General features: G+C 59.8%; 18 protein-coding genes. 10 read left to right on the top strand and 8 right to left on the bottom strand.

Annotated elements, in window-relative coordinates; all coding sequences use genetic code 11:
* Nucleotides 1-22: 22 nt before the first annotated feature.
* The 5 genes from LJY25_RS19915 to LJY25_RS19895 form a co-directional block, all read right to left on the bottom strand.
* The gene (locus LJY25_RS19915; protein ID WP_187317307.1) at nt 23-4426 is read right to left on the bottom strand and encodes a CusA/CzcA family heavy metal efflux RND transporter; all 4404 of its coding nucleotides are present in this window, start codon (nt 4424-4426) and stop codon (nt 23-25) included.
* 195 nt (nt 4427-4621) lie between these two features.
* Nucleotides 4622-4951 carry a DUF6660 family protein gene (locus LJY25_RS19910; RefSeq protein WP_187317306.1) on the bottom strand — a complete coding sequence of 110 codons (330 nt, stop codon included), beginning with the start codon at nt 4949-4951 and terminating at the stop codon, nt 4622-4624.
* A gap of 80 nt (nt 4952-5031) precedes the next feature.
* Nucleotides 5032-5502: a hypothetical protein gene (locus LJY25_RS19905; RefSeq protein ID WP_227610234.1), complete on the bottom strand. Its 471-nt coding sequence runs from the start codon at nt 5500-5502 to the stop codon at nt 5032-5034.
* A gap of 27 nt (nt 5503-5529) precedes the next feature.
* Complete coding sequence (locus tag LJY25_RS19900) at nt 5530-6417, bottom strand: transporter (RefSeq protein WP_227610233.1); 888 nt, start codon at nt 6415-6417, stop codon at nt 5530-5532.
* Between the two features lie 81 nt (nt 6418-6498).
* The gene (locus LJY25_RS19895; protein WP_394799984.1) at nt 6499-7863 is read right to left on the bottom strand and encodes an Nramp family divalent metal transporter; all 1365 of its coding nucleotides are present in this window, start codon (nt 7861-7863) and stop codon (nt 6499-6501) included.
* Nucleotides 7864-8401: 538 nt separating this feature from the next.
* On the opposite strand from LJY25_RS19895, the gene LJY25_RS19890 reads away from it, so the two are divergent.
* The gene (locus LJY25_RS19890; RefSeq protein ID WP_187317302.1) at nt 8402-8983 is read left to right on the top strand and encodes a TetR/AcrR family transcriptional regulator; all 582 of its coding nucleotides are present in this window, start codon (nt 8402-8404) and stop codon (nt 8981-8983) included.
* Nucleotides 8984-9045: 62 nt separating this feature from the next.
* Nucleotides 9046-9813, top strand: a complete 768-nt coding sequence (locus tag LJY25_RS19885; RefSeq protein ID WP_227610231.1) for an MBL fold metallo-hydrolase — start codon at nt 9046-9048, stop codon at nt 9811-9813.
* 352 nt (nt 9814-10165) lie between these two features.
* Here the strand turns inward: LJY25_RS19885 and LJY25_RS19880 are convergent, their stop codons facing one another.
* Nucleotides 10166-11095: a replication initiation protein gene (locus tag LJY25_RS19880; RefSeq protein WP_187317300.1), complete on the bottom strand. Its 930-nt coding sequence runs from the start codon at nt 11093-11095 to the stop codon at nt 10166-10168.
* 1569 nt (nt 11096-12664) lie between these two features.
* Here LJY25_RS19880 and LJY25_RS19875 point away from each other — a divergent pair.
* The 7 genes from LJY25_RS19875 to LJY25_RS19845 all read left to right on the top strand — a co-directional run bounded on the left by LJY25_RS19875 (nt 12665) and on the right by LJY25_RS19845 (nt 22171).
* A complete protein-coding gene (locus LJY25_RS19875; protein WP_187317295.1) occupies nt 12665-16117 on the top strand; it encodes a class I SAM-dependent DNA methyltransferase in 3453 nt (1150 codons plus the stop codon).
* 109 nt (nt 16118-16226) lie between these two features.
* Entirely contained in the window at nt 16227-16631 is a 405-nt protein-coding gene (locus tag LJY25_RS19870) for a type II toxin-antitoxin system MqsR family toxin (RefSeq protein WP_187317294.1), read from the top strand.
* On the top strand, nt 16618-17670 hold the full coding sequence (locus LJY25_RS19865) for a type II TA system antitoxin MqsA family protein (protein WP_187317293.1): 1053 nt from the start codon (nt 16618-16620) through the stop codon (nt 17668-17670). Before LJY25_RS19870 ends, LJY25_RS19865 begins: the two co-directional genes overlap by 14 nt.
* Before the next feature lie 297 nt (nt 17671-17967).
* Nucleotides 17968-18189, top strand: a complete 222-nt coding sequence (locus LJY25_RS19860; RefSeq protein WP_187317292.1) for a DUF2188 domain-containing protein — start codon at nt 17968-17970, stop codon at nt 18187-18189.
* Between the two features lie 151 nt (nt 18190-18340).
* Nucleotides 18341-19303 carry a nucleotidyltransferase family protein gene (locus LJY25_RS19855; RefSeq protein WP_187317291.1) on the top strand — a complete coding sequence of 321 codons (963 nt, stop codon included), beginning with the start codon at nt 18341-18343 and terminating at the stop codon, nt 19301-19303.
* Nucleotides 19296-21434 carry a ThiF family adenylyltransferase gene (locus LJY25_RS19850; protein WP_187317290.1) on the top strand — a complete coding sequence of 713 codons (2139 nt, stop codon included), beginning with the start codon at nt 19296-19298 and terminating at the stop codon, nt 21432-21434. Before LJY25_RS19855 ends, LJY25_RS19850 begins: the two co-directional genes overlap by 8 nt.
* On the top strand, nt 21431-22171 hold the full coding sequence (locus tag LJY25_RS19845; RefSeq protein WP_187317289.1) for a DUF6602 domain-containing protein: 741 nt from the start codon (nt 21431-21433) through the stop codon (nt 22169-22171). Before LJY25_RS19850 ends, LJY25_RS19845 begins: the two co-directional genes overlap by 4 nt.
* 102 nt (nt 22172-22273) lie before the next feature.
* Here LJY25_RS19845 and LJY25_RS19840 read toward each other — a convergent pair whose 3' ends face one another.
* Both LJY25_RS19840 and LJY25_RS19835 read right to left on the bottom strand, forming a co-directional pair.
* Complete coding sequence (locus LJY25_RS19840) at nt 22274-23194, bottom strand: site-specific integrase (protein WP_187317342.1); 921 nt, start codon at nt 23192-23194, stop codon at nt 22274-22276.
* Nucleotides 23195-23333: 139 nt separating this feature from the next.
* On the bottom strand, nt 23334-24014 hold the full coding sequence (locus LJY25_RS19835) for a hypothetical protein (RefSeq protein WP_187317288.1): 681 nt from the start codon (nt 24012-24014) through the stop codon (nt 23334-23336).
* Nucleotides 24015-24168: 154 nt separating this feature from the next.
* Between LJY25_RS19835 and LJY25_RS19830 the strand changes: the two genes are divergently transcribed.
* Nucleotides 24169-25056 (top strand): toxin-antitoxin system YwqK family antitoxin, encoded by an 888-nt coding sequence (locus tag LJY25_RS19830; RefSeq protein ID WP_227610230.1) that lies wholly within the window; start codon nt 24169-24171, stop codon nt 25054-25056.
* Nucleotides 25057-25112 lie beyond the last annotated feature (56 nt).

The raw sequence follows: 25112 nt of genomic DNA, 5'->3' as shown, positions 1-25112 counted from the left end.
AAGTCAAAGAGTGGATGAGACTTTACTGGGCGGCAGTGCCGAGCAGGTAGTCCAGGTCGATGGCGGTTTGGTTGTGCTGGAGCAGGGCGTCGAGGTAGGCCGTGCGCACGCTCAGGGCACGCTCCAGGTTGAGCAGCAGCTCGGAGTAGGTGGTCTCGCCGGCCTTGTAGGCCCGCTGGCTCAGGCGCACGATGACGGCGGCCTGGGGCAGGCCGGTCTGCTCGTAGAACTGCACCCGGCGCTGCTGCTCCGCCAGGCGCAGGCGCAGCTCATCGAGCTGGGCGGCGGCTTCGGCCTGGTAGCGCTGATAAGCGGTGGTGGCGACTTGCTCCTGCAGCTTGGCGGCCTGCACGCGGGCTTTCTGAGGGCCGCGCAGCAGTGGGATGGCCACGCCGGCCTGCACGCTCTGGAACCGGTCGCCGGTGCCGTAGGTCTGCGCGCGCCCGTCCACCTCGTAGGTGCCCCGCAGCGACTGGTTGGTGTAGCCCACCGTCACCTGGGGCAGCCCTTGGGCTTGCTCCACCCGGGTTTCGGCGCGGCGCTCGGCAATCTGCTGCTGCAGCACCCGCGCCTGCGGGGTGGCTGCTAACGTTGCCGTATCCACGGTTCCCCCGGGGGCGGGCAGCAAGCGCAGAACGCTGTCGGCAATGGCGACGGGCCCGTTGGTTTGCAGTAGGGCCTGCAGCTGGCGCTGGGCCACGGCGTAGTCGGCCCGGGCCTGGGCCAATAGGTTCTGCGTCTCGCCTTGTTGAATCAGGGCGTTGGCGGGCTCCAGGCGGGCCACCTCTCCGGTTTTGAAGCGCAGCTGGGCCGCGCGCAGAAACTCGGTATAGATGCTGTCCTGCCCGCGCAGGGTGCGCAGGCGGTGCCGGGCGTGCACGGCCCGCTCGTAGCTCAGGCGCACCTGCCGGCGCAGTTCAGCCTGCACCTGGGCCAGTTGCTGCTCCCGGCCCCCAATCTGGGCCTGGCTCAAACCAGCCTGGGCCCGGTAGTAGCCGGGCAGGGCCAGCGACTGGCCGATGCTCAGCACGTTGTCGGAGAGCGGGGAGTTCACCTGGCCATAGGTACCCAGGATGGTGGTGCGGCCCACGTCGAAGGCCGTACGGCGTAAGGCCTGCTGGGCTTCCAGGGCGCGCTGGGCTCCCTGCACCGTGCCGTTGGCCTGCAAGGCTTGACCCACGGCCTGGGTGGAGGTCAGTGGACCCTGCGCCCGGGCGGGCGCGGCGGCCAGCAATCCACCCAGCACGAGCAACACCAGCGACACCGGCACGGCCGGCGTGCGCTGCGGCTGCTCTTCTTCCTTGGCTTTGCTGTTGCGCTCGGACAGGGCGTAGAGCACCGGTAAGACCAGCAGGGTCAGCAGCGTGGCCGTGACCAGCCCGCCGATGACGACGGTGGCCAGTGGCCGTTGCACTTCGGCCCCCGCCGACTGTGACAAGGCCATGGGCAAAAAGCCCAGCGAGGCCACGGTGGCCGTCATCAGCACCGGCCGCAGGCGCACCTGGGTGCCTTCCAGAATGCGGGCAAACACGTCGGTGCGCCCTTCCTCTTTGAGCTGGTTGAAGTAGCCGATGAGCACGATGCCGTTGAGCACGGCCACGCCGAACAGCGCAATGAAGCCCACGCCGGCCGAGATGCTGAAGGGCATGCCCCGCAGCCAGAGCGCCAGCACCCCGCCGATGGCCGAGAGCGGAATGGCCGTGAAAATGAGGATGGACTGCTTGAACGATTTGAACGTGAAGAACAAGAGCACGAAAATCAGCAGCAAGGCTACCGGCACAGCGATGCTGAGCCGCTCGGAGGCCTTGCGCAGGTTTTCGAACTGGCCGCCGTAGGTGGTGTAGTACCCTGGCGCGAGCTGCAGTTGCTGGTCCACTTTGCCCTGCAGCTCGGTCACCACGCTTTCCACGTCGCGGCCCCGCACGTTGAAGGCCACGGTGATGCGGCGCTTGGCGTCATCCCGCTGAATCTGGTTGGGGCCTTCCAACAAGTCCACCGCGGCTACCTGCTCCAGCGGAATCTGCTCGCCGCCGGGGGTGGCCACCAGCAGCTGACGCACGTTGCCGATATTCTGGCGCAGTTCGGGGGCCAGGCGCAGCACCACGTCGAAGCGGCGCTCCTGCTCGAAGAGCTGGCCGGCGGTCTGGCCTGCAAAGGCGGTTTGCACCGTGCGGTTCACGTCTTCGGCGTTGAGGCCGAAGCGAGCCAGGCGGTTGCGGTCGAGCTTGACCACGATTTGGGGCAAGCCGGTGACCTGCTCCACGTATACGTCCTCAGCCCCTTCGACCTGGCGTACCAGGCGGGCGGCCCGCTCGGCGTAGGAGGCCAGCTGCTGCAGGTCCTCGCCGTAAATCTTCAGCACCACGTCCTGCTTGGCGCCGCTGATAAGCTCGTTGAAGCGCATCTGAATGGGCTGCTGGAAACCGAAGGTTACGCCGGGAATCACGCTCAACGCCTCGGCCATCTTGCCGGCCAGCTCCTCCTGGGTTTTGGCGGAGGTCCACTTGTCCTGGTCTTTTTCCAGAATCACCATCACGTCGGCCGCCTCCACGGGCATGGGGTCGGTGGGAATCTCGGCCGCGCCGATTTTGGCCACGACCTCCTTGACTTCGGGAAACTGCTTCTGCAGGATGGCCCCGGCCTGCAGGCTCCGGTCCACGGTGTAGCTCAGCGAGGACCCGGTGAGGGTGCGCAGCTCAATGGCAAAGTCGCCTTCCGAGAGCTGCGGGATGAACTCCCCGCCCAGGGTGCGGAACAACAGGATGGAGCCCACGAACAGCGCCACCGCGGAGGTGAGCACTACGGCTTTACGCCTCAATGCCCATTCCAGCAGCGGGCGGTAGCGGGCTTCGAGCCAGCGCATCATGCGGTCGGAAAAGTTGGGCTTCACTTCCGTCGAGCGGCTCAGGGCCAGCGCCGACATCATGGGCACGTAGGTCAGGCTCAGGATAAACGCGCCGATGATGGCAAAGGCCACGGTCTGGGCCATGGGCCGGAACATCTTGCCCTCGATGCCGACCAACGCTAGCAGGGGCAGGTACACGATGAGGATGATGATTTCGCCAAACGCCGCCGAGGAGCGGATTTTGCTGGCCGCGTGGTAGGTTTCCTCGTTCATCTGGTCGGTGCTAAGACGGTTGCCCGGCACCCGCAGCTGCCCGCCGTGCAGGCGGTGCACGATGGCTTCGACGATGATGACGGCGCCGTCCACTACCAGGCCGAAGTCGATGGCCCCGAGCGAGAGCAGGTTGCCCGACACGCCGAACAGGCGCATCATGGCGATGGCAAAGAGCATGGCCAGCGGAATGACCGAGGCCACGACCAGGCCGGCGCGCCAGTTGCCCAGAAACAGGATGAGCACGAAGAGCACAATCAGGGCGCCCTCAATCAGGTTGGTTTTCACCGTGCCAATGGCGCGGCCCACCAGCTCGGAGCGGTCCAGGTACACGTCGATGGCCACGCCCTCGGGCAGGGACTTCTCCACCGTCAGCATGCGGGTTTTCACATCCTTGATGACGTCGTTGGCGTTGGCCCCCTTGAGCATGAGCACGATGCCGCCGGTCACTTCGCCCTCTCCGTTACGAGTCATGGCGCCGTAGCGCACGGCCGAGCCCAGGCGCACGTCGGCCACGTCGCGCACGAGCACGGGCAGGCCGCCTTCAGTATTGCGCACAACGATGTTGCCCAGGTCAGCGGCGTTTTCGGCCAGGCCCTCGGTGCGAATGAAATAGGCGGTGGGCTTCTGGTCGAGGTAGGCGCCGCCGGCGTTCTGGTTGTTGCGCGACACGGCCTGGTACACCTGCTCGGTGGTGACGCCCAGCGAGCGCAGGCGGGTGGGGTCGAGCCGGATTTCGAACTGCTTGAGCTGGCCGCCGAAGCTGGCCACGTCGGCCACGCCGGGCGTGCCTAGCAGCTGGCGCCGCACGATCCAGTCCTGAATGGTGCGCAGCTCGCGGGCGTCGTACTTCTTCTCGAAGCCGGGCTTGGCGCGCACCAGGTACTGGTACACCTCGCCCAGGCCGGTGCTGACCGGGGCCATTTCCGGCCGGCCGATGCTCTCTGGTATTTGACTCTCGGCTTCGCGCAGGCGCTCGGCCACCTGCTGGCGGGCCCAGTAGATGTCCACGCCGTCCTCGAAGACGATGGTCACGACCGAGAGGCCGAAGCGGGAGAAGGAGCGCACTTCCTCGCGGTTGGGGATGGTGGCCAGGCTCTGCTCGACGGGGAACGACACGAGGCGCTCGATGTCACTGGCCGCTAGCGAGGGAGCCACCGTGTAGACGACAATCTGGTTGGTGGTGATGTCGGGTACCGCGTCAATCGGCAGCCGGCTCAGGGAATAGCCGCCCCAGGCCACCAGGGCCAGGGTCAGGATTCCGATAATGAGCTTGTTGTGAATGGAAAAATGAATCAGCCGGTCAAACATCCGTTGCTGTGGGGGTTAGGTCTAACACTTTCGAAAAAGACCCTGCGACCCGGCGGTTCCGGCTGCTAAAGCGGGAACGGCGGGGATGGAACGCACCCGGGAGCCAACGCCACGCGTTGACAAGCTCCGACGGGTCAACTCCGCTCGGGAGTTGGCCGCCCGGAGAGGGTGGTCAGCAGGAAAAAGAGGAAAGGGTTAGGCCTGGGGCGGCTGCCACACGGCCCCGAAGTCCCGGGTCGGAACGCCCACAATCAGCCGGCCGTGTTGGGGGCTGCTGCCCCACTCGGTCACCTGGGGGTACATGGCCAGGGCGCCACTGGTTAGCGTTACCACTACCCCGCCGCAGCAGTGGCACTGGCAGAGCGGCGAGCACCAGTCGCCCAGCGCGTCCGTGCTGCAGTCCGAATGCGTGGCCGCGGCCACCGTCGATTGGGCCTGGTCCTGGCACACGGTCACCTCGTCCGTGCAAGTCATGCAGGAGAGCAACGCGAAGTAGCAGGCAAAAAACAGGCTGAGCAGGCGCATGATGCGGCGAAGGTAACAATTCCCGGGGGCCGGAGCTGCTTTTACCGCTAATCGCCGGCGAAGGTTCCCCAGCCAGCCAATTAGCCCGTCGGGCTGCCCGTCGGGCGCAGCGCCAAACCCGCACTGTCCGTTTGCTGAAAGACAACCAGGGCATTCTCCCAGTGCGGGGTCCCGTAGGCCCGCAGCAGCGGGACCAGTGTCGGCGTGAGCGCGAAGTGCAGCCGGGGGCTGGTGCAGGCCAGGGCAGGGTTATCGGGGTTGCGCAAGACCAGGCCCGTGGCCACCAGCGGCCGCAGCACCTGCTCGCGCATGAGCAGGAACGAGTGCTCGGTGGATGCTTCGCGCCAGCCGTAGACCGTGCGCATGAAGTCGCGAATGCCATGGGCCATGCCCTTGCGTTCGTCGCGGGCTGCGCTCCACGGCGTGTCCGGGCCTACCCCGGCCAGGGCCAGCAGGGTCAGCCCGGCCAGCTTGCTGCGCAGCGGCGCGGGCAGGTCCAGGGCCGTCAGGATGCGCTGGGCGTCGGTGATGCGGGCGTGATAGATTTCCATGGCCGGGCCGGCAAGCGGGACGAACTGTTAGCGCCGGAAGCTACAGCCGAGAAAATAGGTGGTGGGCGTGTCCTTGGTCAGGGCCAGGTTGATGCCCGTGTCCAGCTGCAGGTTCTCGCCCAGGCGCAGCACGGGCCCGCCGTTGAGCGTGGTGCTCCAAGCGCGACCCCGGGTGTCCCAGGCCGTGGCAATTTCCACAAACCCGCCCAGGGTTTTGTACAAATCGTGGCCCACCGTCAGCGTGGGCGCCAGCTCCAGGAAGTGCTCCCGGGCTTCGCTGTCGCGGTTGAGGGTGGCCTGAAATTGCGTGCCCAGGGTAAAATCGTGGGGCAGCTGCACCGAAAAAGGGGTGACGATACCGCCCTCCCAGGCGCCGTTGCCGCAGCTGCGGCCCGTGGGCAGCTTCACGAAGGGCATCAGGGCAAAGGCCGTGGGGCCCCCGTCGTTGCCCCACAGGTTGCGCTTGAGCCGCACGGTCACGTCGCCGAAACCCGCTCGCCGGGTGCCCGTGTCGCCCTCGCCCTCCGTCTGCACGGTGTAGGACTCGACCACCACCTGCAGGTCCACGTTGTGGGTGAGCCCCATTTTCAGATTGGCGTGGTTAAACCCCAGCTCCTGTTGCGCAACCGCCTGCCCCGCTAAGCGGGAGCGGCCCAGGCGCAGCACGTCGGTTTCCAGCTGGAAGTGGCCCGCGTCCACCGAGTAGGCGCTTTCCGTGGCGTCGGGCCGGTCGGTGCTCAGCGGCCGCATCAGGGGCCGGGGCACGGGCTTGAACAAGGTGTAAACCCGTTTGCGGGCCCGCAGCGTGTCCACGCCGGCGGGGTCCGGGGCGGGCAGCCCGGTGGGGGCTTGCGCCAGCGCGGGCAGGCCACCGGTCAACAGGAGGCCCAGGGAGAGAAGTCGAAATGCACGCATAGAACACCGGAGCTAAAAGGCAAGGAGAGGGCGCCCCGGGACCAGAGCCCCGGCGAAACCAACCAGCAGCCAGGCGTTAGCCTAGCCGAAAAAAGTCTGCACGAGCAGGTACACGTTCAGGGCGATGATGATGCCCGACACGATCCAGGCCGTGGCGTTGACCAGCGGGCCGTTGGCAAACACGCCCATCTTGGCCCGGCTGCTGGTGAAGAGCACCAGCGGCACTACGGCAAAGCTGAGCTGCAAAGACAGAATCACTTGGCTGAGCACCAGCAGTTGGCCGGTGCCCTTTTCGCCGTAGAGCAGCGTCACAATCAGGGCCGGCACCACGGCGATGCTGCGGGTGAGCAGCCGGCGCAGCCAGGGCTTGAGCCTGATGTTGAGGAAGCCTTCCATCACAATTTGCCCGGCCAGCGTGCCGGTGAGCGTGGAGTTCTGGCCCGCCGCCAGCAGGGCCACCGCGAAGAGCATGCTGGCCGCGCCTGCCCCGAGCACCGGCGTGAGCAACTTGTGGGCGTCGTTGATGTCGGCCACGTTGTACATGCCCGTCTTGTGGAAGGTCGCGGCGGCCGTGACCAGGATGGCGGCGTTCACGAAGAAGGCCAGAAACAAGGCCACCGTCGAGTCGATGGTGGCGAACTTGATGGCCATGCGCTTGCCGGGCTCGGTCTGCTCAATCTGGCGGGTTTGCACGATGCTGGAGTGCAGATACAGGTTGTGCGGCATCACGGTGGCCCCCAGTATGCCGATGGCGATGTAAAGCATCTGCGGGTTGGTCACCACTTCGGGGCGGGGCACCAGCCCGCCGAGCATGGCCATGTAGTCCGGGTTCGAGACGATGATTTCGTACACGAAGCAGCCAAAGATGATGACGATGAGGCCCGCCACGATGCTCTCAATAACCCGAAAGCCCTTGTTCTGGAAGTAGAGCACCACCAGCACGTCGAGCACCGTGAGCACCACGCCCCAGCTCAGGGGCAGACCGAAAAGCAGGTTCAGGGCAATGGCCGAGCCAATAACCTCGGCCAGGTCGCAGGCGGCGATGGCAATTTCGCAGAGCACCCAGAGCACCATGGCTACGGGCTTGGAGTAGTGGTCGCGGCAAGCCTGGGCCAGGTCGCGGCCCGTGACGATGCCCAGCTTGGCCGCCAGGTGCTGCAGCAGCATGGCGAACAGGTTGGAAATTAAAATCACAGACAGCAGGGTGTAGCCGTAGCGCGAGCCGCCGGCCAGGTCGGTGGCCCAGTTGCCGGGGTCCATGTAGCCCACGGCCACCATCAAACCGGGCCCCCAGAAGGCAAACAGCTTGCGCCAGAACGAGGCGCTGGCCGGCGGCACCTTGATGGAAGCGTACACTTCGCGCAGCGAAGGCGCGTTGCGCGGCTTGCGCCAGCCGGGCTCGGCGGCGACCGGGGCCGGCGTTACCGGCAGCGGCGCCGGGGGCATGAGTAAAGTTTCCATAGCAGGAGGGATAGGATGAGCCGGCAAGGTACAATATTTAGGCTGCCCTAAATATTTATTTAAGGTAGCCTAAATACTCATTTTGCTGCTCAATGGTTTGCCTACTCGCTAAGAAATGGTTTGCGTCAGGATAGCCCCTGCGAAACCGTCCAGTTGGTATTTTGCCGGAAAGCTGGTTTCCGGCAAAACAGCACGGCTTTTAAGTATGTAGTTGACGTTTGCTGCCTGCTTGTGGCCGAGTCTGTTGTCTCATCGCGTCCCGACGACAGGGCCGAACGCCAGCGAAACCAGAGCCCCTGGCATGGTACCCACTCTTTATGAGCTCATCCTCGCTGAGTTTGGCCTTGGTTAAAAGTTTGGTACAAAAGTTAAACGAGTGGGGGCTTCTGTGCGGGCTAGACGCAACCGGCAACGTGTTGCTCCCTTAATCGCCTGTCGGAACTAAGTTTTGGACTGAACGGTTCTTAATCGTAACTTGCCGGCCCAAAGTCAGTCCAGCCCGCTTTGCTCACCTCACCAGCTAATGTCACGTCCCCAGGAATTTGATACCACGGAAGCGCTGCACCAGGCCATGCGGGCGTTCTGGCGCAAGGGCTACGAGGCGACTTCCCTGACCGATTTGCTGGCCGCCACGGGCCTGAGCAAAAGCAGCCTCTACGCCACCTTTGGGGGCAAGCGCGACTTGTTCCTTGCGGCTTTTGACGCCTACCGGCAGGCCCGGGCCCGCGACGCACACCGGGTGCTGCAGCAGCAGCCCGCCCGCCGGGCCATCGAGACCTTTTTCCACTCGCTGTTTGCCGACGTCAATTCAAACGAACCCTTGCTGGGCTGCATGAGCATCAACCAAGCGGTGGAACTGGCCCCGCACGACCCCGCGGTGCGGCAACGAGTGGTCGAGGACTTGCAGCAGATGGAGGAAGTATTGACCCAAGCGATTGAACGTGGCCAGCAGGATGGCTCGGTGGCCAGCCCGCGCCCGGCCCGGGAGCTGGCCCGGCTCCTGGTGTTGGCTTTCCCCGGCTTGCAGGTCATGGCCCGGGCGGGTTATCGCCGCCAGCAGCTGGACGACGCGCAGCAGCTCCTCTTTACCTGTCTGGACAGGTAGCTCTTTTTTTTGCCTTTTACTGGACCAAACAGTCCTGAATTTTTCACTTTACCCCACTTCTCATGCAGCTTCAACTGGTTCGCCACTCAACGCTTCGCCTGGACTACGCCGGCGTTAAATTTCTCATTGACCCCATGTTCGCCGACCAGGGCGTCTTCCCCGGGCTGCCCGGCACCCCCAACAGCCACCTGAGCAACCCCACCGTTGGCTTGCCCGGCCCGGTGCAGGACTACACGCAGGTCGACGCCGTGGTGGTCACCCACACCCACTTCGACCACTGGGACGAGGCCGCCAGTGCCCAGTTGCCCAAGCACCTGCCCGTCTTCACCCAGCACGCCCAGGACCAGGCGCTGATTCGCTCGCAGCGCTTCACCGATGTGCGCCTGATTCAGGGCGCTACTTTCAACGGCGTTTCGCTGACCCAGACGCCGGGCCAGCACGGCAGCGACGCCGTCATGGCGGTTGCGGGGGAAATGCTCGGGCAGGTTTCCGGCGTGGTGTTTACGCATCCCGAGGAGAAGACGCTCTACATCGCCGGCGACACGGTCTGGAACCAGGACGTGGCCAACAACCTGCGGCAGTACCAGCCCGAGGTGGTGGTGCTCAACGCGGGCGACAACCAAATCACCGGACTCGGCTCCATCGTCATGAATCAGGAGGATGTCTACGCAGTGCACCAGGCGCTGCCCCGGGCCACGCTCGTCTCCACCCACATGGAAGCCACCAACCACGCCACGCTCTCGCGCCAGCAGTTGCGCGCCTTCGCCGCCGAAAAGGGCATGACCAACCAGGTGTTGGTACCTGCGGACGGAGAAGCCTATTTCTTCTAATGCCGGTCGTATAGTTCGGGAATCAAATCCTGACGACTGACTGCTCTAACGGGCAACAACAAAGCGTTTCCATCGCAAGAAGGAAACGCTTTGTTGGCTTTGGTTAGGAACCCCTTAATTGTCCCGGTTAGCCTTTGTACTAAACTTTTGACCAAGGCCGAGTTTGTGGCATTGACTGTATAGGTAATCAGCCTTCCCTAGCTCCTTGGTTTCCATTGTTGAGGAAAACGGGACGCTCCACCGTGCCAAGACGGCATGCCGGACAACGAGCGTCCGCCCCACTCAGCTACCATGAGATACCAGTTCCGTTCTCTGAACAGTTGGGCAACATACAAGCTCCTTCCCTGTCCTACTAGCGCAAGCCTTGCATCTTCAGAAACAAGCCACCCGGATTTTTGGTAGCCTTGATTTTATCAGTCTTCAGCTTGTAGATAAAGGCAAACAAGGCATCCACGTGCTTGGGCGACTGCAGAATCTCCTGCACCAGCTTGGGTTCGGCAATACCTAGGGTTTCGAGGTGTTTGCGGGCCAGTTGCATCTTGGCGTCGTCGGCCTCCAGCTCGAAGGGGATAGGCAGTTGCTGAGGTACCTGGGTGTTGACGTAGAACTTGATGCTTTGGAAGGAGCGACCCTTTTTCAGGAGCTCGTACTTGATGCGCAAGTCGGTGTGCTCGTTTATCTGCGTCGTGGCCACGTCGAGCACGTACTTCTGCAAGGAGGAAATCTGGGCGTACTGCTCGGGCTCTTTACCAGCTGGGTCCTTGAGCTTGAGCATGCCCTTGAACTCATCCAGGGAGTAGGTCTTAGTCTCCCCGATGTCCTTCCACTGCGAGGCCAGCTGGTAGATGCGCTTGGCGTACTTGCTGCTCAGGCTAAAGGCAGCCTGCAGGCGGTAAGACGTGAAGTTGCTCTTCAGGTCAATGAGGAAAGGCCGCATGCGCTCGGATATCTCCAGCTCAATGGTGCCCTCGCCCTTGCGGTACAGCGCCGAGGCCAGCAGACTCACCTGCAGCAGGGTTTTGCCGGTCTCGATGTGATAGACCCGGCTGTTGAGGTTCTCAGTGGATTCGAGCAGCTGCTTGTAGTTCCAGGTGCGCCCGGTCATCTCCATCAGCTCCTGGACCCGGATTTCGTAGATGGTGCCGGCCTTGTCCTGCTTGGTGAGCTTAGAGAGGAGCGAGAAGACGATGTCCATCTCGCAGGCACTCATCTCGTAGCGGGCCGTCGTCAGCGCGTTATGCTGCCGAATTTCTATCGGGACGGTGGATTCGGGCGCGGCCATACGCAGCTACTGGGGTGATACCAAGCAAACATACGGCTTAAATCGGAAACTAATAGAGCCAAATCCTGAATCTATGAGCAGCCGGAATGCCTGTGGTGGTGCTGACTTATAAAAGCTATTAGTTAGACTTATGAAACCTATTAGTTAGCTGGTCGCGAGTTTTCGGCGAGGCTTATAAAAGCTATTAGTTAGACTTATAAAAGCTATTAGTTCGCAGCCGGTCAGAAGGGAGCTTCAGGAGCGTTGTTTCACCAGTGACTTATAAAATCTATTAGTTCGCCAGCATAGGGTGTAATGATAGCCATGGATTCCACCTCTATTAGTTAGCTTATCAAAGCTATTAATTTGGCTTATGAAACCTATTACCCCGCTTATGAAACCTATTACCCCGCTTATGAAACCTATTACCCCGCTTATGAAACCTATTACTAAAGCCGCTTAAGATACTGAGGTACAAAAAGTTGCGAGCCCTGCAAATACCTTAAATACTTAAAATACTCACAAGCTTGTTGAAGCTAGAGTACAAAAGCTTATAAAGTGGTGGTTTAGGGCGATACCCGAACGAAAACAACAAAAAAGGGAGTCTAAACAAGCACAAAATGGGATTGCACTTTTTAAAGAATTTTTTACCTTTTTCTACTATTTAGAACATTCCTGTATACCTCAAAGGTAACCTATAAACCATGCGGAAAGCTCAATCAGGGCTCATTAATAGATTTTATAAGTCTCGTAGGAAGCTCACAACAGCTTCTTCAGCGACTCTTGGCATGACCCCGTGGGCATCGCTAGGCAAGGTAGTAGCATCTATGGCACCCCCTGCACTTATAAAACCTATTCTTTAGCCGACCCATCGGATTACAGTTCGGCTTACCCAATACGTGAACTAATAGGTTTTATAAGCCGCAATGCAGCATGGTACTTCTGGAACAGATTACTAAGCAGTCCCGCCTGTACTTACTACTGACCCAACAGCCTGCCAGTAAAGGGTAGAAATGGTATGCGTTTGCAGCCTCCTATGTTGGTTTTACTCACTCTTCTCCGTCAGATGGAAACTCCTAGGTTCAACTTCGGCTTACCCTTTCTATCCTTTCGCTCTGTGCAACCAAGTTTACTAACTGTGTTAAAAGAAGTCTCTGCGAGCTGCGTCAGCTGTTTGATGAGTTGTTTTTGGGGCAGAACAGCTGATTCTTGTGCTTCGTAAACCTAGACAAGCAAATCCGCACCGGACGGTCGAGCAGAGTCGGCAGCTTACAATAGTTATCCTTTCGCTGCTAACCCACTGAACTCGGAAAAGCAGTAGCAGTCTATTGGGACCGGGCCTGGGCCCAACCTAACCACCTGGCGTGCTCATACACAGTTTGCCCAGACGCCGTTTAACCCACATTGAACCACTTTTCATAAGCTAGAATTAAATGAAGGTGTTCACGGCATGAATACATCAAAACGATTAGTTGCTGCCTGCGCCGCAGTCTTGTACTTTAGCTGCCTGACCGCCATCCCAATCTTTCGCTCTCCATTGCCTTCTCCTTCCGCCCGGAGAAGGCGACGAGGCAAAGTAGCCTTCTACCCGTGACCTATTCTGATTTTGCTGCCCGCTGGCTGCGCAGCGGCGGCGCCGAGCGCGCGAATTACCAAGCCTTCCTGCACGAGCTTTGCGCCCTGCTTGGCGTCGAGCCACCACAGCCCTCCGGCGAGCTAGCTTCCCAGGATGCCTATGTGTACGAGCGGGCTGTCACGTTTCAGGATGGGGCCAAAAAAAGCACCGGCCGTCTCGACCTTTACAAGCGCGGCTGCTTCGTGCTCGAAACCAAGCAGGGCACCAACTCACCCGACGACCAGCAACGGGCCGATGCCGCCGACGCGGCCGCACTTGGCCAGGCACCCCAGGAGCGTCGCCGCCGGGGGCACGCCGTCCGCGGCACCCGCAAGTGGGACCTGATGATGACCGAGGCCCGCAACCAGGCCCTGCGCTATGTGCAGGCCCTGCCCGCACAGGAGCCGCGCCCGCCCTTCGTCATCGTGGCCGACGTGGGCCACTGCTTCGACCTTTACGCCAATTTCGCCGGTACCGCCGAAGGCTTCACGCAGTTCCTCGACCTGCTCACCGGCATTCCCGGCTACAAGCCCACGCTACCCGCCGGCGGCGGCACCGAGGCCTTCCGCATCCCGCTCACCGCCCTCGAAGACGAAGTAGTGCGCCAGCGCCTGGCTCTGCTCTTCACCGACCCGCAGCAGCTCGACCCCAGCCGCCGCGCGGCCCAGGTCACCCGTCAGCTCGCTGCTCACTTGGCCGAGTTGAGCAAGCAGCTCGAAGCCGCTGGCCATGCCTCCGAGGCCGTGGCCCAGTTCCTGATGCGCTGCCTGTTTACTATGTTTGCTGAGGACGTAGAACTGATTCCCCGCGCCAGCTTCACCGGCTTGCTGCAGCAGTATGCCAGCACTCCGGAATTGCGCCAGCTGCTGCCCGACGCCTTGCAAAGCCTCTGGCATACGATGGACACCGGTGGCTTCTCCGGCGACCTGCGGGCCCGCCTGCGCCGCTTTAACGGCCAACTCTTTCACGAGGCCACCACGCTGCCCCTCACCGAGCCCCAGATTCACCTGCTTCTGCGTGCCGCTGCCGCCGACTGGACTGAAGTGGAACCCGCCATCTTCGGCACCCTGCTCGAACGCGCCCTCGACCCCAAAGAGCGGCACAGCCTCGGGGCGCACTACACCCCGCGCCGCTACGTGGAGCGCCTGGTGCTGCCCACCGTGCTGGAGCCCCTGCGCCGCGAGTGGGCCGCCGCTCAGGCCGCCAGCGCCCGCCGCCTCGACGAAACTGCCGGCCCGGCTGGGGAGCGAGCCGCCCGCCAAGACTTGCTGCGCTTCCTCACCCGCCTCACCACGGTCAAGATTCTCGACCCAGCCTGCGGCTCCGGCAACTTTCTCTACGTCACGCTGGAACACCTCAAGCGGCTGGAAGGGGAGGTAATTACGGCCATCAACCGCTTCGGCCAGTCGGGCCTGCTCGATTTGGGTGGGGCCACCACCGTCTCCCCCCGCCAGCTGCTGGGCTTGGAGCTGAACCCGCGGGCCGCCGCCATTGCCGACGTGGTGCTGCGCATCGGCTACCTGCAGTGGCACCTGCGCACCCACGGCCTCACCCAGCTGGCCGAGCCCCTACTCGATAGCTACCAGAATATCCGCCAGCAGGATGCCGTACTGAGCTACGAACCCGACTTTACCCAGGCCGGGCCTGCCGCATGGCCCCAGGCTGATTTCATCATCGGCAACCCTCCGTTTGTCGGCGATAAAGCCATGCGCCGCGCGCTGGGCGACGCCTACGTGGATACGCTGCGCAAAGTGTACAAGGGCAAAGTGGACGAGTCCGCCGACTTGGTGATGTACTGGTGGGAGCGGGCCGCTGAGACAGTGCGGCAGGGTCAGGCCGAGTCCTTCGGCTTCATCACCACCAACTCCATTACCCAAACCTTTAACCGCCGCCTCATCCAGCGCCACCTCGATGCGGCTCCGCCGCTATCGCTGACGTTCGCCATTGCCGACCACCCGTGGGTGGATAGTGCCAACGGCGCGGCCGTGCGCATCGCCATGAGCGTAGGCCGGGCCGGCACCCAGGTGGGCAAGCTGGCCACCCTGGTGCGCGAGTCGGTCACCGACGAAGACGATGCCCACACCGTGGAGCTGGTGGAAAGCGAGGGCATTATCAACGCCGACTTTACGGTGGGGGCCGACGTGGCTGGGGTCAAAGCGCTGAAGGCGAATGAAGGCGTTTCCAGCAACGGCATGATGCTGGCCGGTGCGGGCTTTATCGTGACTGAGGCGCAGGCCCACACTTTGGGCCTGGGCACGGTGGCTGGCCTTGCAACCCGCATCCGGCCCTACCGCAACGGCAAAGACCTGACCGCCCGGCCGCGTGGCGTGTACCTTATTGACTTGTTTGGCCTGAACGAAGCCGATGTCATCCGCGACTATCCGGCCGTGTACCAGCACGTCTATACCCACGTTAAGCCCGACCGCGACCAAAACAACCGCAAAAAGCTCAAGGAAATCTGGTGGCAGTTCGGCGAAACCCGCAAAGGCTTACGTGCGGCCACACAAGGTCTGACTCGCTACATTGCCACACCAGAAACGGCCAAACACCGCATATTTCAATTTCTGGATGTCGATATAGCCCCAGACCACAAGCTTGTCAATATTGCTTTTGATGATGCGTACAATTTAGGGGTCTTGTCAAGCCGAATTCACGTTGAATGGGCAATGGCTAGTGGTAGCTGGCTTGGTGTCGGCAACGACTCCGTATACACGAGCTCCCGCTGCTTTCAACCGTTTCCCTTCCCCAAAGCCACAGTAGAACAGCAAGAGCGCATCCGGGCACTGGCCGAGGCGCTGGATGCGCACCGCAAGCGCCAGCAGGCCTTGCATCCCACGCTGGCCCTCACCGACCTCTACAACGTGGTCGAGAAGCTGCGCGCCGGCCAGCCCCTTACGGCCAAGGAAGAAACCGTACACCAGCACGGCCTGGCCGCCGTGGTGCTCAGTCTCCACCAGCAGCTCGATACCGCCGTGGCCGAAGCCTACGGCTGGCCTACTGACTTGTCTGCTCCCGAACTGCTCCAGCGACTGGTGCACCTCAACCACCAGCGCGCCCGCGAGGAGCAAGGGGGTCACGTCCGTTACCTCCGCCCCGCTTATCAGGCCCCCGAAACCGTGCAGGCCGGCCTTATCCTGCCTGCGCCCACTGCGGCGGCCAAAGGCAACAAAGCCACCAAGTTATCGGACGCCGCAGCGCTACCTGTGAACGGGGTAGGAGAGGCCTCCAACGCCTGGCCCCAGGACCTCGCCCAGCAGATGCAAGCCCTTCGCACGGCTATCCAGCTAGCCGAAATGCCCCTCACAGCCGCCCAGGTGGCCAAGCGCTTTCGCGGAGCAGGCCCAGCTCGCGTCCAGCCGCTACTCGATACCCTGGTCACTCTTGGCCTGGTTCGTCACCTTATCGAAGAAGACGCCTACGCTGCCTGATGCCGGGCCCTTCCTAACGCCCACGTAGCTGATGTGGTTTATCCGTGCGTATCCCTACAATTGCAAAACATCAACTAATAAGTTGAACTTTGCGTAATACTTCGTAGTTTTGAATATACCCAGCGCAGTTCCCCCGCTTCGTGAGGTCGCCGAATACCTCCGCGAGTTCAAGGACAAGCTCAAGTTCTTCGGTTTCATAATCGTCGACCGTGACAAAAACAGCTCAAAAACCTTACTCAAGCTCGGTATCAACGGCGACAATGTTCGCAGCTGCCTGCTTGAGTTGGAATCCACCGATTATTTCCAGGGTCCCACGCCTAATCAGCAGGCTGGAAACCCGCCCGTTTGGGTGTTCGGCCGCGAGCTTCGCGGCTACGAAATCTACATCAAAGTACATTTAGGACGCCCCAGCCGTTCGGTTATCTGTATTTCCTTTCATCTGGCCGAGCATTCCATCATTTATCCTCTGAAGCGCAAGCCTCACCCTTTGCCCCCAACCGATGATTCAGCCTAGAATCGAAAGCCCCCTCTCCGACGGCTACGCCATCCTGCGCTGGGAATCCGATGCCCAGGTTTTTCGCAAGGAGAGCTACGACTATACGTACCACTTTTACGAGTGCGAGGATACCGGCGAGCGTTTTGTTACTCCCGAGTTGGCTAATCTCAACACCGCCCAGGTCTACAACCAGTACCGGGAGAAGCATGCCATCCTATTTCCTGAGCAAATCCGCGCTATGCGCGAGCGGTACGACCTGACCGCCGCCCGTATGTCTTTATTCCTGGGTTTGGGCGCTAATCAGTACCGCCACTACGAAGACGGCGAAGTACCCAGTGCCTCCACGGCCAACCTGTTGCGCCTGGCCAGCAACCCGAGCACGTTCCGGGGAATGGTGGAAGAAAAGCGCGGCGAGTTACGCCCCAACGAATACCTGAAGCTGGTGAACCGCCTGCTGGAGCTAATCGACCAGGAAGGAGTATCGCACCGGGTTGGTGGCTTCATGATTCGTAGCACGCCACCCATCACCGTCGAAGAACCCGACCAGTACACCGGCTACGTTACGCCCGACGCGGAGAAGTTCGCCGAGTTGGTGCTGTTCTTCTTCAACTACCTCGACAACCTCTTCAAAGTGCGGCTGCTCAAGCTGCTCTTCTATTCCGACTTCTACCACTACCGCCTCACCGCCCGGGCCATCACCGGCCAGCGTTACCGCGCTGTGCAGCACGGCCCCGTTCCGCAGGAATACGGGCAGCGTTTGCAGGAAATGGTGCAGCGGGGTCAACTTACCGCGGGCTTCCACCCCAGCTTGGTGCAGTCCGACAACGGCGCGCCGGTACTGGCTTATAAAGCAGCTCGTAAACCCAACATGGATGTGTTCAGCGAGTCTGAACGTCACGTGCTGGCCGTCGTGCTGCAACGTCTGGGACGCAAGTCCCGCCGCGAAATTGAGGACCTCAGCCATGAAGAGAAAGCCTGGCAGGATAATGAGGCCCAGAAAAACATCATCAGCTACCAAACCTACGCCTACGACCTAAACGCCTTGCGTTTAGCGTAGGCGTTTTTTCATTACACGCTTAAACAATTCCTTGCTGACCAAACCCCTTATAAAACAATCCGGCTGCCACAGGTCAGTGGCAGCCGGCATGGTAGAAATGCAGTAAAAGAAGGTTGGCGCCCGAACTACTGGTGCCGGGATTGGTTCCCCGGCCGCGCACCCCTACCGTGAGATTATACGAGGCCACGAAGGTAACAGATGTTTGTTGCCCTGCAATAGTGCGCCCTTGTGTCTGGCCCGGTGCATCGCCCACCACTGAGTTTACCTGTGTGGGCCCCATTCTTGAAGCCCTTATCCATGGCCAAGAACTTGCATGTCGTGCCCCGCTCCACTGGCTGGGCCGTCAAAACCGCTGGCGCATCCCGCGCTGCCACCATTGTTTCCACCCAAGTCCAGGCCATTCAGGTGGCCCGGCAAATGGCCACTAGCCGCGGCAGCGAAATGCTGATTCACGGCCGCAATGGTCAAATCCGGGAAAAGAACAGCTACGGCAGCGACCCGGAATCCAGCAAAGGCTAACCCCATTTTTTGCACTGCCCGGCGTTACTACCGTAGTGGCGCCGGGCTACTGCTACCACCCTCTGCAGCCCTGTTGCGGAAGGAGGCCACCCCTTACATGCCCATTAAAACCGTTATGGCGGACTTAAACAAGAACGATTACCTAGGTTGCGTGCACCGCTCCTACGGCATCAACCTGGAAGAAGACCTGGTTGAGGATAACGAAAGCCTGGCTGACCGCTACCGCAAAAAGCGCGACAAGGTGCAGGCCGCGCTGGAAAACAAATTCGGTAGCAACATCCGCTGCATTCAGCATTCGGGCTCCTACGCCAAGCACACGGCCATCAACATCAAGTTTGACATGGACTTGTGCGTGAACTTTAAGCGCAGCGCCTTCACCACCCTGCGGGTGATGTACGACGACGTGTTGGAATACCTCGAAAGCGACGAGTTCAGCGACGAAGTAGGCGACCTTACCGAAGTGCGGGCCCAAAAGGTCTCGGTCGGCTTGTTCTTCTTGGTCGACGACGAGGTACTCAACTTCGACATCACGCCTGGCCGGCGCATCAGCGACGATGACACGAGCTGCTTCGACCTGAACTTATGCCTCAACGACGAGGACTCGTCGGGCCGCATGAAAACCAACATCGCCAAGCAAATCGACCACATCAAGGGCCGGAAGAAAGAGCGCGAAACGGTCAAGCTATTGAAGGCTTGGAAATTCGAGCACTTCACCAAGCTAAAGTCGTTTCTGTTGGAATTGCTTACCATCAAGTCGTTCGACGATAAGGGGGAAGCCAACGTGCCCAGCGGCCGGTGGGACCGGCTGAAGCTTACGATGGAGTTCATCAGGGACAACATCGAAACCATCAACCTGCTTGACCCCGGCAACTCCGGCAACAACGTCACCAACAGCCTCACCGACCGTCAGAAAAAGAAGCTGGCCAAGGAAATGAAGCGGGCACTGAAACAGATTGAGGCCGACAGTAATAAGCTCAAATTCTATTTCCCGGTCAATCCCAAGTTCCCCTGCGAGGATAAGCCCAAGGACAAGGAACCCGCAAAGGCATCCAGCCGCTACGAGCAAAACGCGGCCGTGAAGCAGACCACCTATCCCGCTACTACCTATGGTTGATAACGTTGCGGATACACGGTTCTTCAACACGTTCTTCGCAGCTGAACCCAACGTAACCTTGCTGGAGCCCTTCGTATTCGAAGCGGCTCCAGCCCGGCACGTCGGTGGCATCAGGGTAGAAACGGCCAAAGGCCCCGTGCATTTCACCGTGCACGTGCCCGAAGCCTACCCGCAGGGAGAAGTATTGTTTTGGCCCAAAGAAATAGTGGGCTACGCGCACCAAGGCGTTGCCAAGCTCCCGCTGCACGGCGGTTTTCTCTGTCTGACCACTCCCACCATCAACCATCTGCCTACTCGCCTGGCGCAGGAAATACAGCAGCTGCACGGCTGGCTGACGCGGTATTACGTGCAGGAGGAAATTGACGAGCACTACGAGTATATTCCCATTCGCGGAGCCAAATGCGGCCATCTCCTGTTCGACGAGGAACCCACGGACAATACTGCGGACCGTTTCGCCACCCAGCAAAGCGGCACGTTTGCTTATTCACTGCTTCGCCCCGCCAATACCGCCGTTGACCTGCCCACACAAGCGCCTGCTTTTCTTGGTTCCGGCTTAGGCAATGTTGCAGCTCGGTGGGCTGCCAACGCTCAGCAGGCCCGTTACGCTGGCATGTGGACATTGCTGAGCCAGGAGCCCGTCCTGCGGCACAAGCTGCGTGTCGAACACTGGAAGGACCTATTGCCGTTGCTACCGGAAGACTTCTACACGCAGTTGCGTCAGCTAGGATTGGACCACGGGTTTCGTCGTCAGTCGCCAATTACCTTGGGCAACCGATTCATGCTCGCTGTCGGCTACCCAATACCGGGCAGCGGTGGGCAGGAAATAACGTGGGACACTTTGTTTCTCCCCCTCAGTCTGCTTCGGCGGGACTCATCGACCTTCGCCGTTCGAAGCCGTTTTGAGGCTTTGAGCAAGCAAAGACTGGTCTGGGGTGAAGCTAGCAATGCCGCCTACTCTCGCTTCTTTGGGCGTGGGCAACTGACGGAAGCGCTTGTTGGTAGTCGAGTTCTAATTATTGGTGTTGGCGCAATAGGCAGCTGCATAGCAGAAACCTTGGTGAGGGGTGGCCAGCGAAAACTAGATTTTGCTGAATCAGACTTGGTTGCGCCAGGTAACATTTGCCGAAGCCGCTACCGGTTCCGGGATGCCGGCGCGGCCAAAAGCTTGGCCCTGCAGCAGCACCTGCAAGCTCTTTCTCCCTACGTCTCAGTCCAAATACACGACAGCATACCGAACACCGCGCCCGGGGCCCACAACTGGGCGAAAACCACCGCATGGCTGGATAAATACGACCTGATATTCGACTGCTCCGCCAACAATGAGGTGCTCACCACGCTCCATCACGCCGTGCCAGCTACCCGGGTCGTTCATATCTCCGTCACGGAAGGAGCCGAAGAATTGATTGCAGTAGCTGGGGGTGACGAATGCTCTCTGCAGGAGCGGCGCGAGCAGTTATTGGCTCATGTGGGCCGACCCGCCTATCCTGAGTTTCGCGAAGGGGCAGGGTGTTGGCATCCTACGTTCCGGGCGGCCGGCGCCAATATCGAAGCAATGGTTGGACTTGCTGTTAGTGAATTAGCCGAAATGGCCCGTCAAAGAAAATCATTCCGCACCTTCAGCTTGCACCATGTGCCGGGTCGTGGCATCCAGGTTAGCGCCGACCAGCATTACACTCAAAATCAGCTAGGTCTGCGGCTGGTTATCACCGGCGAGTGCCTAGAGCAAATTAAACAACTAACCCTGCTGCATCATCCGAAAGAGTTTGGAGGGGTGCTGGTAGGAAATTATTCGGAAGACGGTGGTTGCGCCATCGTCAGCCGAATTATTATTCCGACCAAATTCAAGAATTCCCCTGCCTCATTCGCTCCTGACCCGGCCTGCATTAACCGGCAGTTGCAAGCACTACCCGAGCAACTGCAATACCTCGGCGATTGGCACTCGCACCCGGATGGTCCTTCCCAGCCTAGCTCAACGGATAAAGCCACCATTGCCCGACTGGCGGCCCACCCTCAGGTGCGAGCCAGTACCCCACTGCTACTCATCGCCCAAACCAAACAGCATCAGGTGGTGCCCCATTTTTTCGTCCAACACAAAGGCAAGCTCCACAATTATAGTCAGTCCCCAGCATGAACCATTTCGACTTAAAAGCTGCCTTCAATAGTCTGCAGAAGCAGATGTCTCTCAAACTAACCACCAACCGCCAACTCGTTGCCCATGCACCCTCAATGGGCGACGTAACTGAAGAGAGTTGGCGCTCCTGGCTCCAGGAGTACCTGCCGAAACGGTACTGTGTCAGTAAGGCATTCGTGGTAGACCATAATGGCTTCATGAGTCACCAGATAGATTTAGTGATTCATGACCGGCAGTACTCCCCTTTCGTGTGGACCGTGAATGGCATGGATCACATTCCAGCGGAAAGCGTGTATGCTGTGTTTGAAGTCAAACAAAACTTCGATAAGAAGACGCTGGAATATGCGGGTGAGAAGATAAAATCAGTACGATTGCTCACCCGTACTAATGCCCCCGTATATCACGCTGATGGTTGTATCCAAGAGCCGCGCGAGCATTTCAATATCATCGGCGGCATGCTAAGCTTGGATTCAACATGGAGTGAGGCATTTGGTGAACCGTTCATTAATGTAATTGATAGTCTTGACTCCCGTAGTCACATTGATATCGGGTGTGTGCTGGATAAAGGAGGCTTTAACATCCATTATAATGCGGATGCGGACAACATTAGGGAAATCAGCACTCCTGAAGAAGCGTTAATTTATTTCTTCCTAAAGCTCTTGTCCAGGCTTCAAAAACTAGGCACCGTTCCTGCAATTGATATCGAGAAATATGCTCGGGCCCTCGAGTCGATGTAGCAATTTTCAAGTAGCAACTACCACGTCTGGGCTATACAATACTTCCTTCCACCGGTGGGGATGTACTAGTGTCTGAACTATTAGCTAGTGTTAATTTGAGAATTACAGACCTAACTTTTGAGCGGCATTGTGTTGGCGCACATTATCGAGGCGTGTATAACGGCGAATCATTTCACTCGTCTTGTGCTTTGTCTGGTTCATCACCTCGCTATCGTCGGCGCCGTTGAGCTTGGCCACCGTCACGAAGGAAGCCCGTAGCGAGTGAGCTGTAAACTTCGGGCCCAGGTGCCGCTGCACAATTTTGTTGAGGTGCACATCGGTCAGCCGCCGGTCTGTGAGCCGGCTGCCCTTGCGGAATGAGACCAGAATCGGTCCCGACGTGCGTTCTAGCAACCGTAGCCAAGCCTGCAGCGTGCGAATGGGGCACAGGGTGGGGTCCGGCGAGTAGAAAATGGCCTTTTCTTCCGCTTCCCCCAGCTGGTTGGTCTTGCTGCGTTTGAGGTTGATGGTGAGCCCGTCCTCGGAAAACGTCAAGTCGTCCAGGTCTAGCGCCGACAGCTCCGACCGCCGGAAGGCGCCGGTAAAGCCTAAGAGCAGGATGACCTTATCACGCAAGCCGGCCGGCGTGCTGGCATCGAGGTGCTTGAGGATGCGCTTGAAGCTGGCCAGCGAAAACGCTGGCGCCTGCTTTTGCCGAACGCCCTTCAATCGGCTGATGCCGTCCATCAGCACCTTGAATTTCTTGTCCTCCGTGGGTGAGGCTAGGTCACGCAGGGCGTGGGCTTTGCTAATAGCCGCGCAGCTGCGCTGAATAGTCGACACTTTTTTGCCGGCTTCGGCCAGGTGCGTCACATAGCCGGCAAGCGTATCCACCGACGCCGGCAGCGCGACCTGTCCGTGTTCGGTGCACCACTCGGTGAAGCGGCGCCAGTCGCCGGCGTACGCCCGGGCCGTATTGGGCGCGCCTTGCAAGCCGGCTTCGACGTACCGAGTCGTGTGCTGGGTCAGGTGCGCCAGGCCCATGGAGCTGGGCGATGAGGGAACGACGGGAACGGAGCTCACGGCAGCCTATATATAAGGAGTGAAAACGCGATAAGTGGTCGGTTCCCAAAAGTAATGAATAAGGTATGATAACTAAGACTTATCATACCTTATTGATGGCCTATGCCGAGCGGCCTGGTTCACCTAGAATAGTCTTGAGCTGTCGCAGGTCTGCTTTGATGCGTGGGCCAATACTTTTGCCGTGACAGTTTCTGTAGCGGTCAGGTCCTTTGCACAGACAATGCTTCTTGGGCGTACCGCCCATGTAAATGAATCCCTGCAAGACATTTTTCAACGCGTCGTAGTATTGGTGAAGCTCCATGGCAGCGTCAGGAAGTTGCATGTACATGTCATCTGCTCGCGTACCGTAGGCGTGAATCCTGGAAAGCGTTTCGTTAACTCGAATGAAATCGTCTACCACTGGGTTGCCGGTGATGTTGATTCGCACATTGTCCGTGTCTTGGCCGGTATACTCGAACCCTTCGTGGTCTGAAACGAAAAGCGTGTGTTCGGCCTGCACTTCAGTTGGGGTGATGTCCGTGAGCTCTTCCTGCTCATCTTCCCAGACCGCATGCCTTTCCGCTTCGCACAGGATAGTTGTTTTGTGGATAGCCCATCCGTAGTGAATTCGCCCGCCATCCCACTTCACCTTTTCCATAACATTGGCAAAGCAGTTTAGCGATTTGGCATAAGGCTCCGGCCGTATAGGTACCAACTCGGGTTCGAACTCAGCCTTCAACTTATCAAGTAGCTTGGTAACGAAAGCATCATTCTTGTCTGGAGGGGTAGTAGCGTGTAGCATGAGCGCAAGTAAAGGGTAATAGGGGGTGGAATTAGCCTACCAAAATACGTGGCCAGCTACTGACCATTTTATTGGGCGGCATTAATTAGTGTAAAAGCATCTAGTTAGTACTTTTACCGACCGCCCTTCCGCTTATTCTACTAGCAAAGTCTCTATGGCAAAACTTTACATTCTTCAATTTCTACTTCTGATTGTCAGCATTCCCACGCTCGCCCAGCGACCCAAGCCCGCCGCGGTTTCGCTGCCGCCCGCCGATACAGTCTACTTCGACCGGGACTGGGAACGCACCGAAACGTTGGAAGAAGTCAGCTACGCCCGCATTGCCCGGCACGACGACGCTGGCAAAACCATTGGCACGGTGCGGGACTACTTTTATCCGTCCTGGAAAAAGCAGTGGGAAGGCAAGATGGCCAGCGAATCCCCCGACAAGCCCACCGGACTGTGTTGCGGCTGGCACGAAAACGGCCAGGTTAGCTTTAAGGGCACGTACGTCAACGGCGTGCAGCAATCCGACTTTCGCAGCTGGCGCGACGATGGACGGGAAATCAAGTGCAAGTCGGTCATGCAGGAGGCGTTGTCGCTGAGTACCGCCTCCATTCACTGCAGCAACTGCATGCACATCAGCCGCAAGGTCTTCACCGTGGATATTCCCGAAGGCACGGTGGGCATCGTCTACAAGCTGGATGTGCGCGACGAAGGCCAGCCCCCGGTGTCGTGGTCCACGGCCCTGGCCCTGGCGGGCGTCGTCGGGACGGGCGGCATGTCCGCGCCCGCCTTACTGACTACGGCGGCTACGGCCCTCACGAAGCAGGGCAACAATGCGCCGCCCACCGTGAGCACCAAGTGCCACTGGTACATCACGCCCGACGAAGCGTCGGCGCAGCAGTTTCTGGACACGAAAGGTTACATCAAGGACGTGAAGAACTGCCTGCGCGTGGCGTCCAACACCCCCCAGGAAACCCTGCCCATCAGCCTGCCGCCCGGCATCCGCCGGCTCTACGTGTGCGTGAACAACGATAACTGGGTGTTGTTAAACAAATAGGGTAAAACCTCCGACTCGGCCCTACGCCGGTTTGCTTGGCGGCTGCCAGGTAGCAA

The organism is Hymenobacter translucens, assembly GCF_020685205.1.
Lineage (GTDB): Bacteria > Bacteroidota > Bacteroidia > Cytophagales > Hymenobacteraceae > Hymenobacter > Hymenobacter translucens.
The sequence above is the reverse complement of the archived record's forward strand: the minus strand, read 5'-3'. Positions and strand labels throughout refer to the sequence as shown.

Coding starts and splice junctions, on each gene's coding strand:
- LJY25_RS19865 (WP_187317293.1), top strand. CDS start 16,618: ATGATTCAGCCTAGAATCGAAAGCCCCCTCTCCGACGGCTACGCCATC.
- LJY25_RS19885 (WP_227610231.1), top strand. CDS start 9,046: ATGCAGCTTCAACTGGTTCGCCACTCAACGCTTCGCCTGGACTACGCC.
- LJY25_RS19840 (WP_187317342.1), bottom strand. CDS start 23,194: ATGGGCCTGGCGCACCTGACCCAGCACACGACTCGGTACGTCGAAGCC.
- LJY25_RS19910 (WP_187317306.1), bottom strand. CDS start 4,951: ATGCGCCTGCTCAGCCTGTTTTTTGCCTGCTACTTCGCGTTGCTCTCC.
- LJY25_RS19895 (WP_394799984.1), bottom strand. CDS start 7,863: ATGCCCCCGGCGCCGCTGCCGGTAACGCCGGCCCCGGTCGCCGCCGAG.
- LJY25_RS19830 (WP_227610230.1), top strand. CDS start 24,169: ATGGCAAAACTTTACATTCTTCAATTTCTACTTCTGATTGTCAGCATT.
- LJY25_RS19900 (WP_227610233.1), bottom strand. CDS start 6,417: ATGCGTGCATTTCGACTTCTCTCCCTGGGCCTCCTGTTGACCGGTGGC.
- LJY25_RS19915 (WP_187317307.1), bottom strand. CDS start 4,426: ATGTTTGACCGGCTGATTCATTTTTCCATTCACAACAAGCTCATTATC.
- LJY25_RS19850 (WP_187317290.1), top strand. CDS start 19,296: ATGGTTGATAACGTTGCGGATACACGGTTCTTCAACACGTTCTTCGCA.
- LJY25_RS19905 (WP_227610234.1), bottom strand. CDS start 5,502: ATGGAAATCTATCACGCCCGCATCACCGACGCCCAGCGCATCCTGACG.
- LJY25_RS19845 (WP_187317289.1), top strand. CDS start 21,431: ATGAACCATTTCGACTTAAAAGCTGCCTTCAATAGTCTGCAGAAGCAG.
- LJY25_RS19860 (WP_187317292.1), top strand. CDS start 17,968: ATGGCCAAGAACTTGCATGTCGTGCCCCGCTCCACTGGCTGGGCCGTC.
- LJY25_RS19835 (WP_187317288.1), bottom strand. CDS start 24,014: ATGCTACACGCTACTACCCCTCCAGACAAGAATGATGCTTTCGTTACC.
- LJY25_RS19880 (WP_187317300.1), bottom strand. CDS start 11,095: ATGGCCGCGCCCGAATCCACCGTCCCGATAGAAATTCGGCAGCATAAC.
- LJY25_RS19890 (WP_187317302.1), top strand. CDS start 8,402: ATGTCACGTCCCCAGGAATTTGATACCACGGAAGCGCTGCACCAGGCC.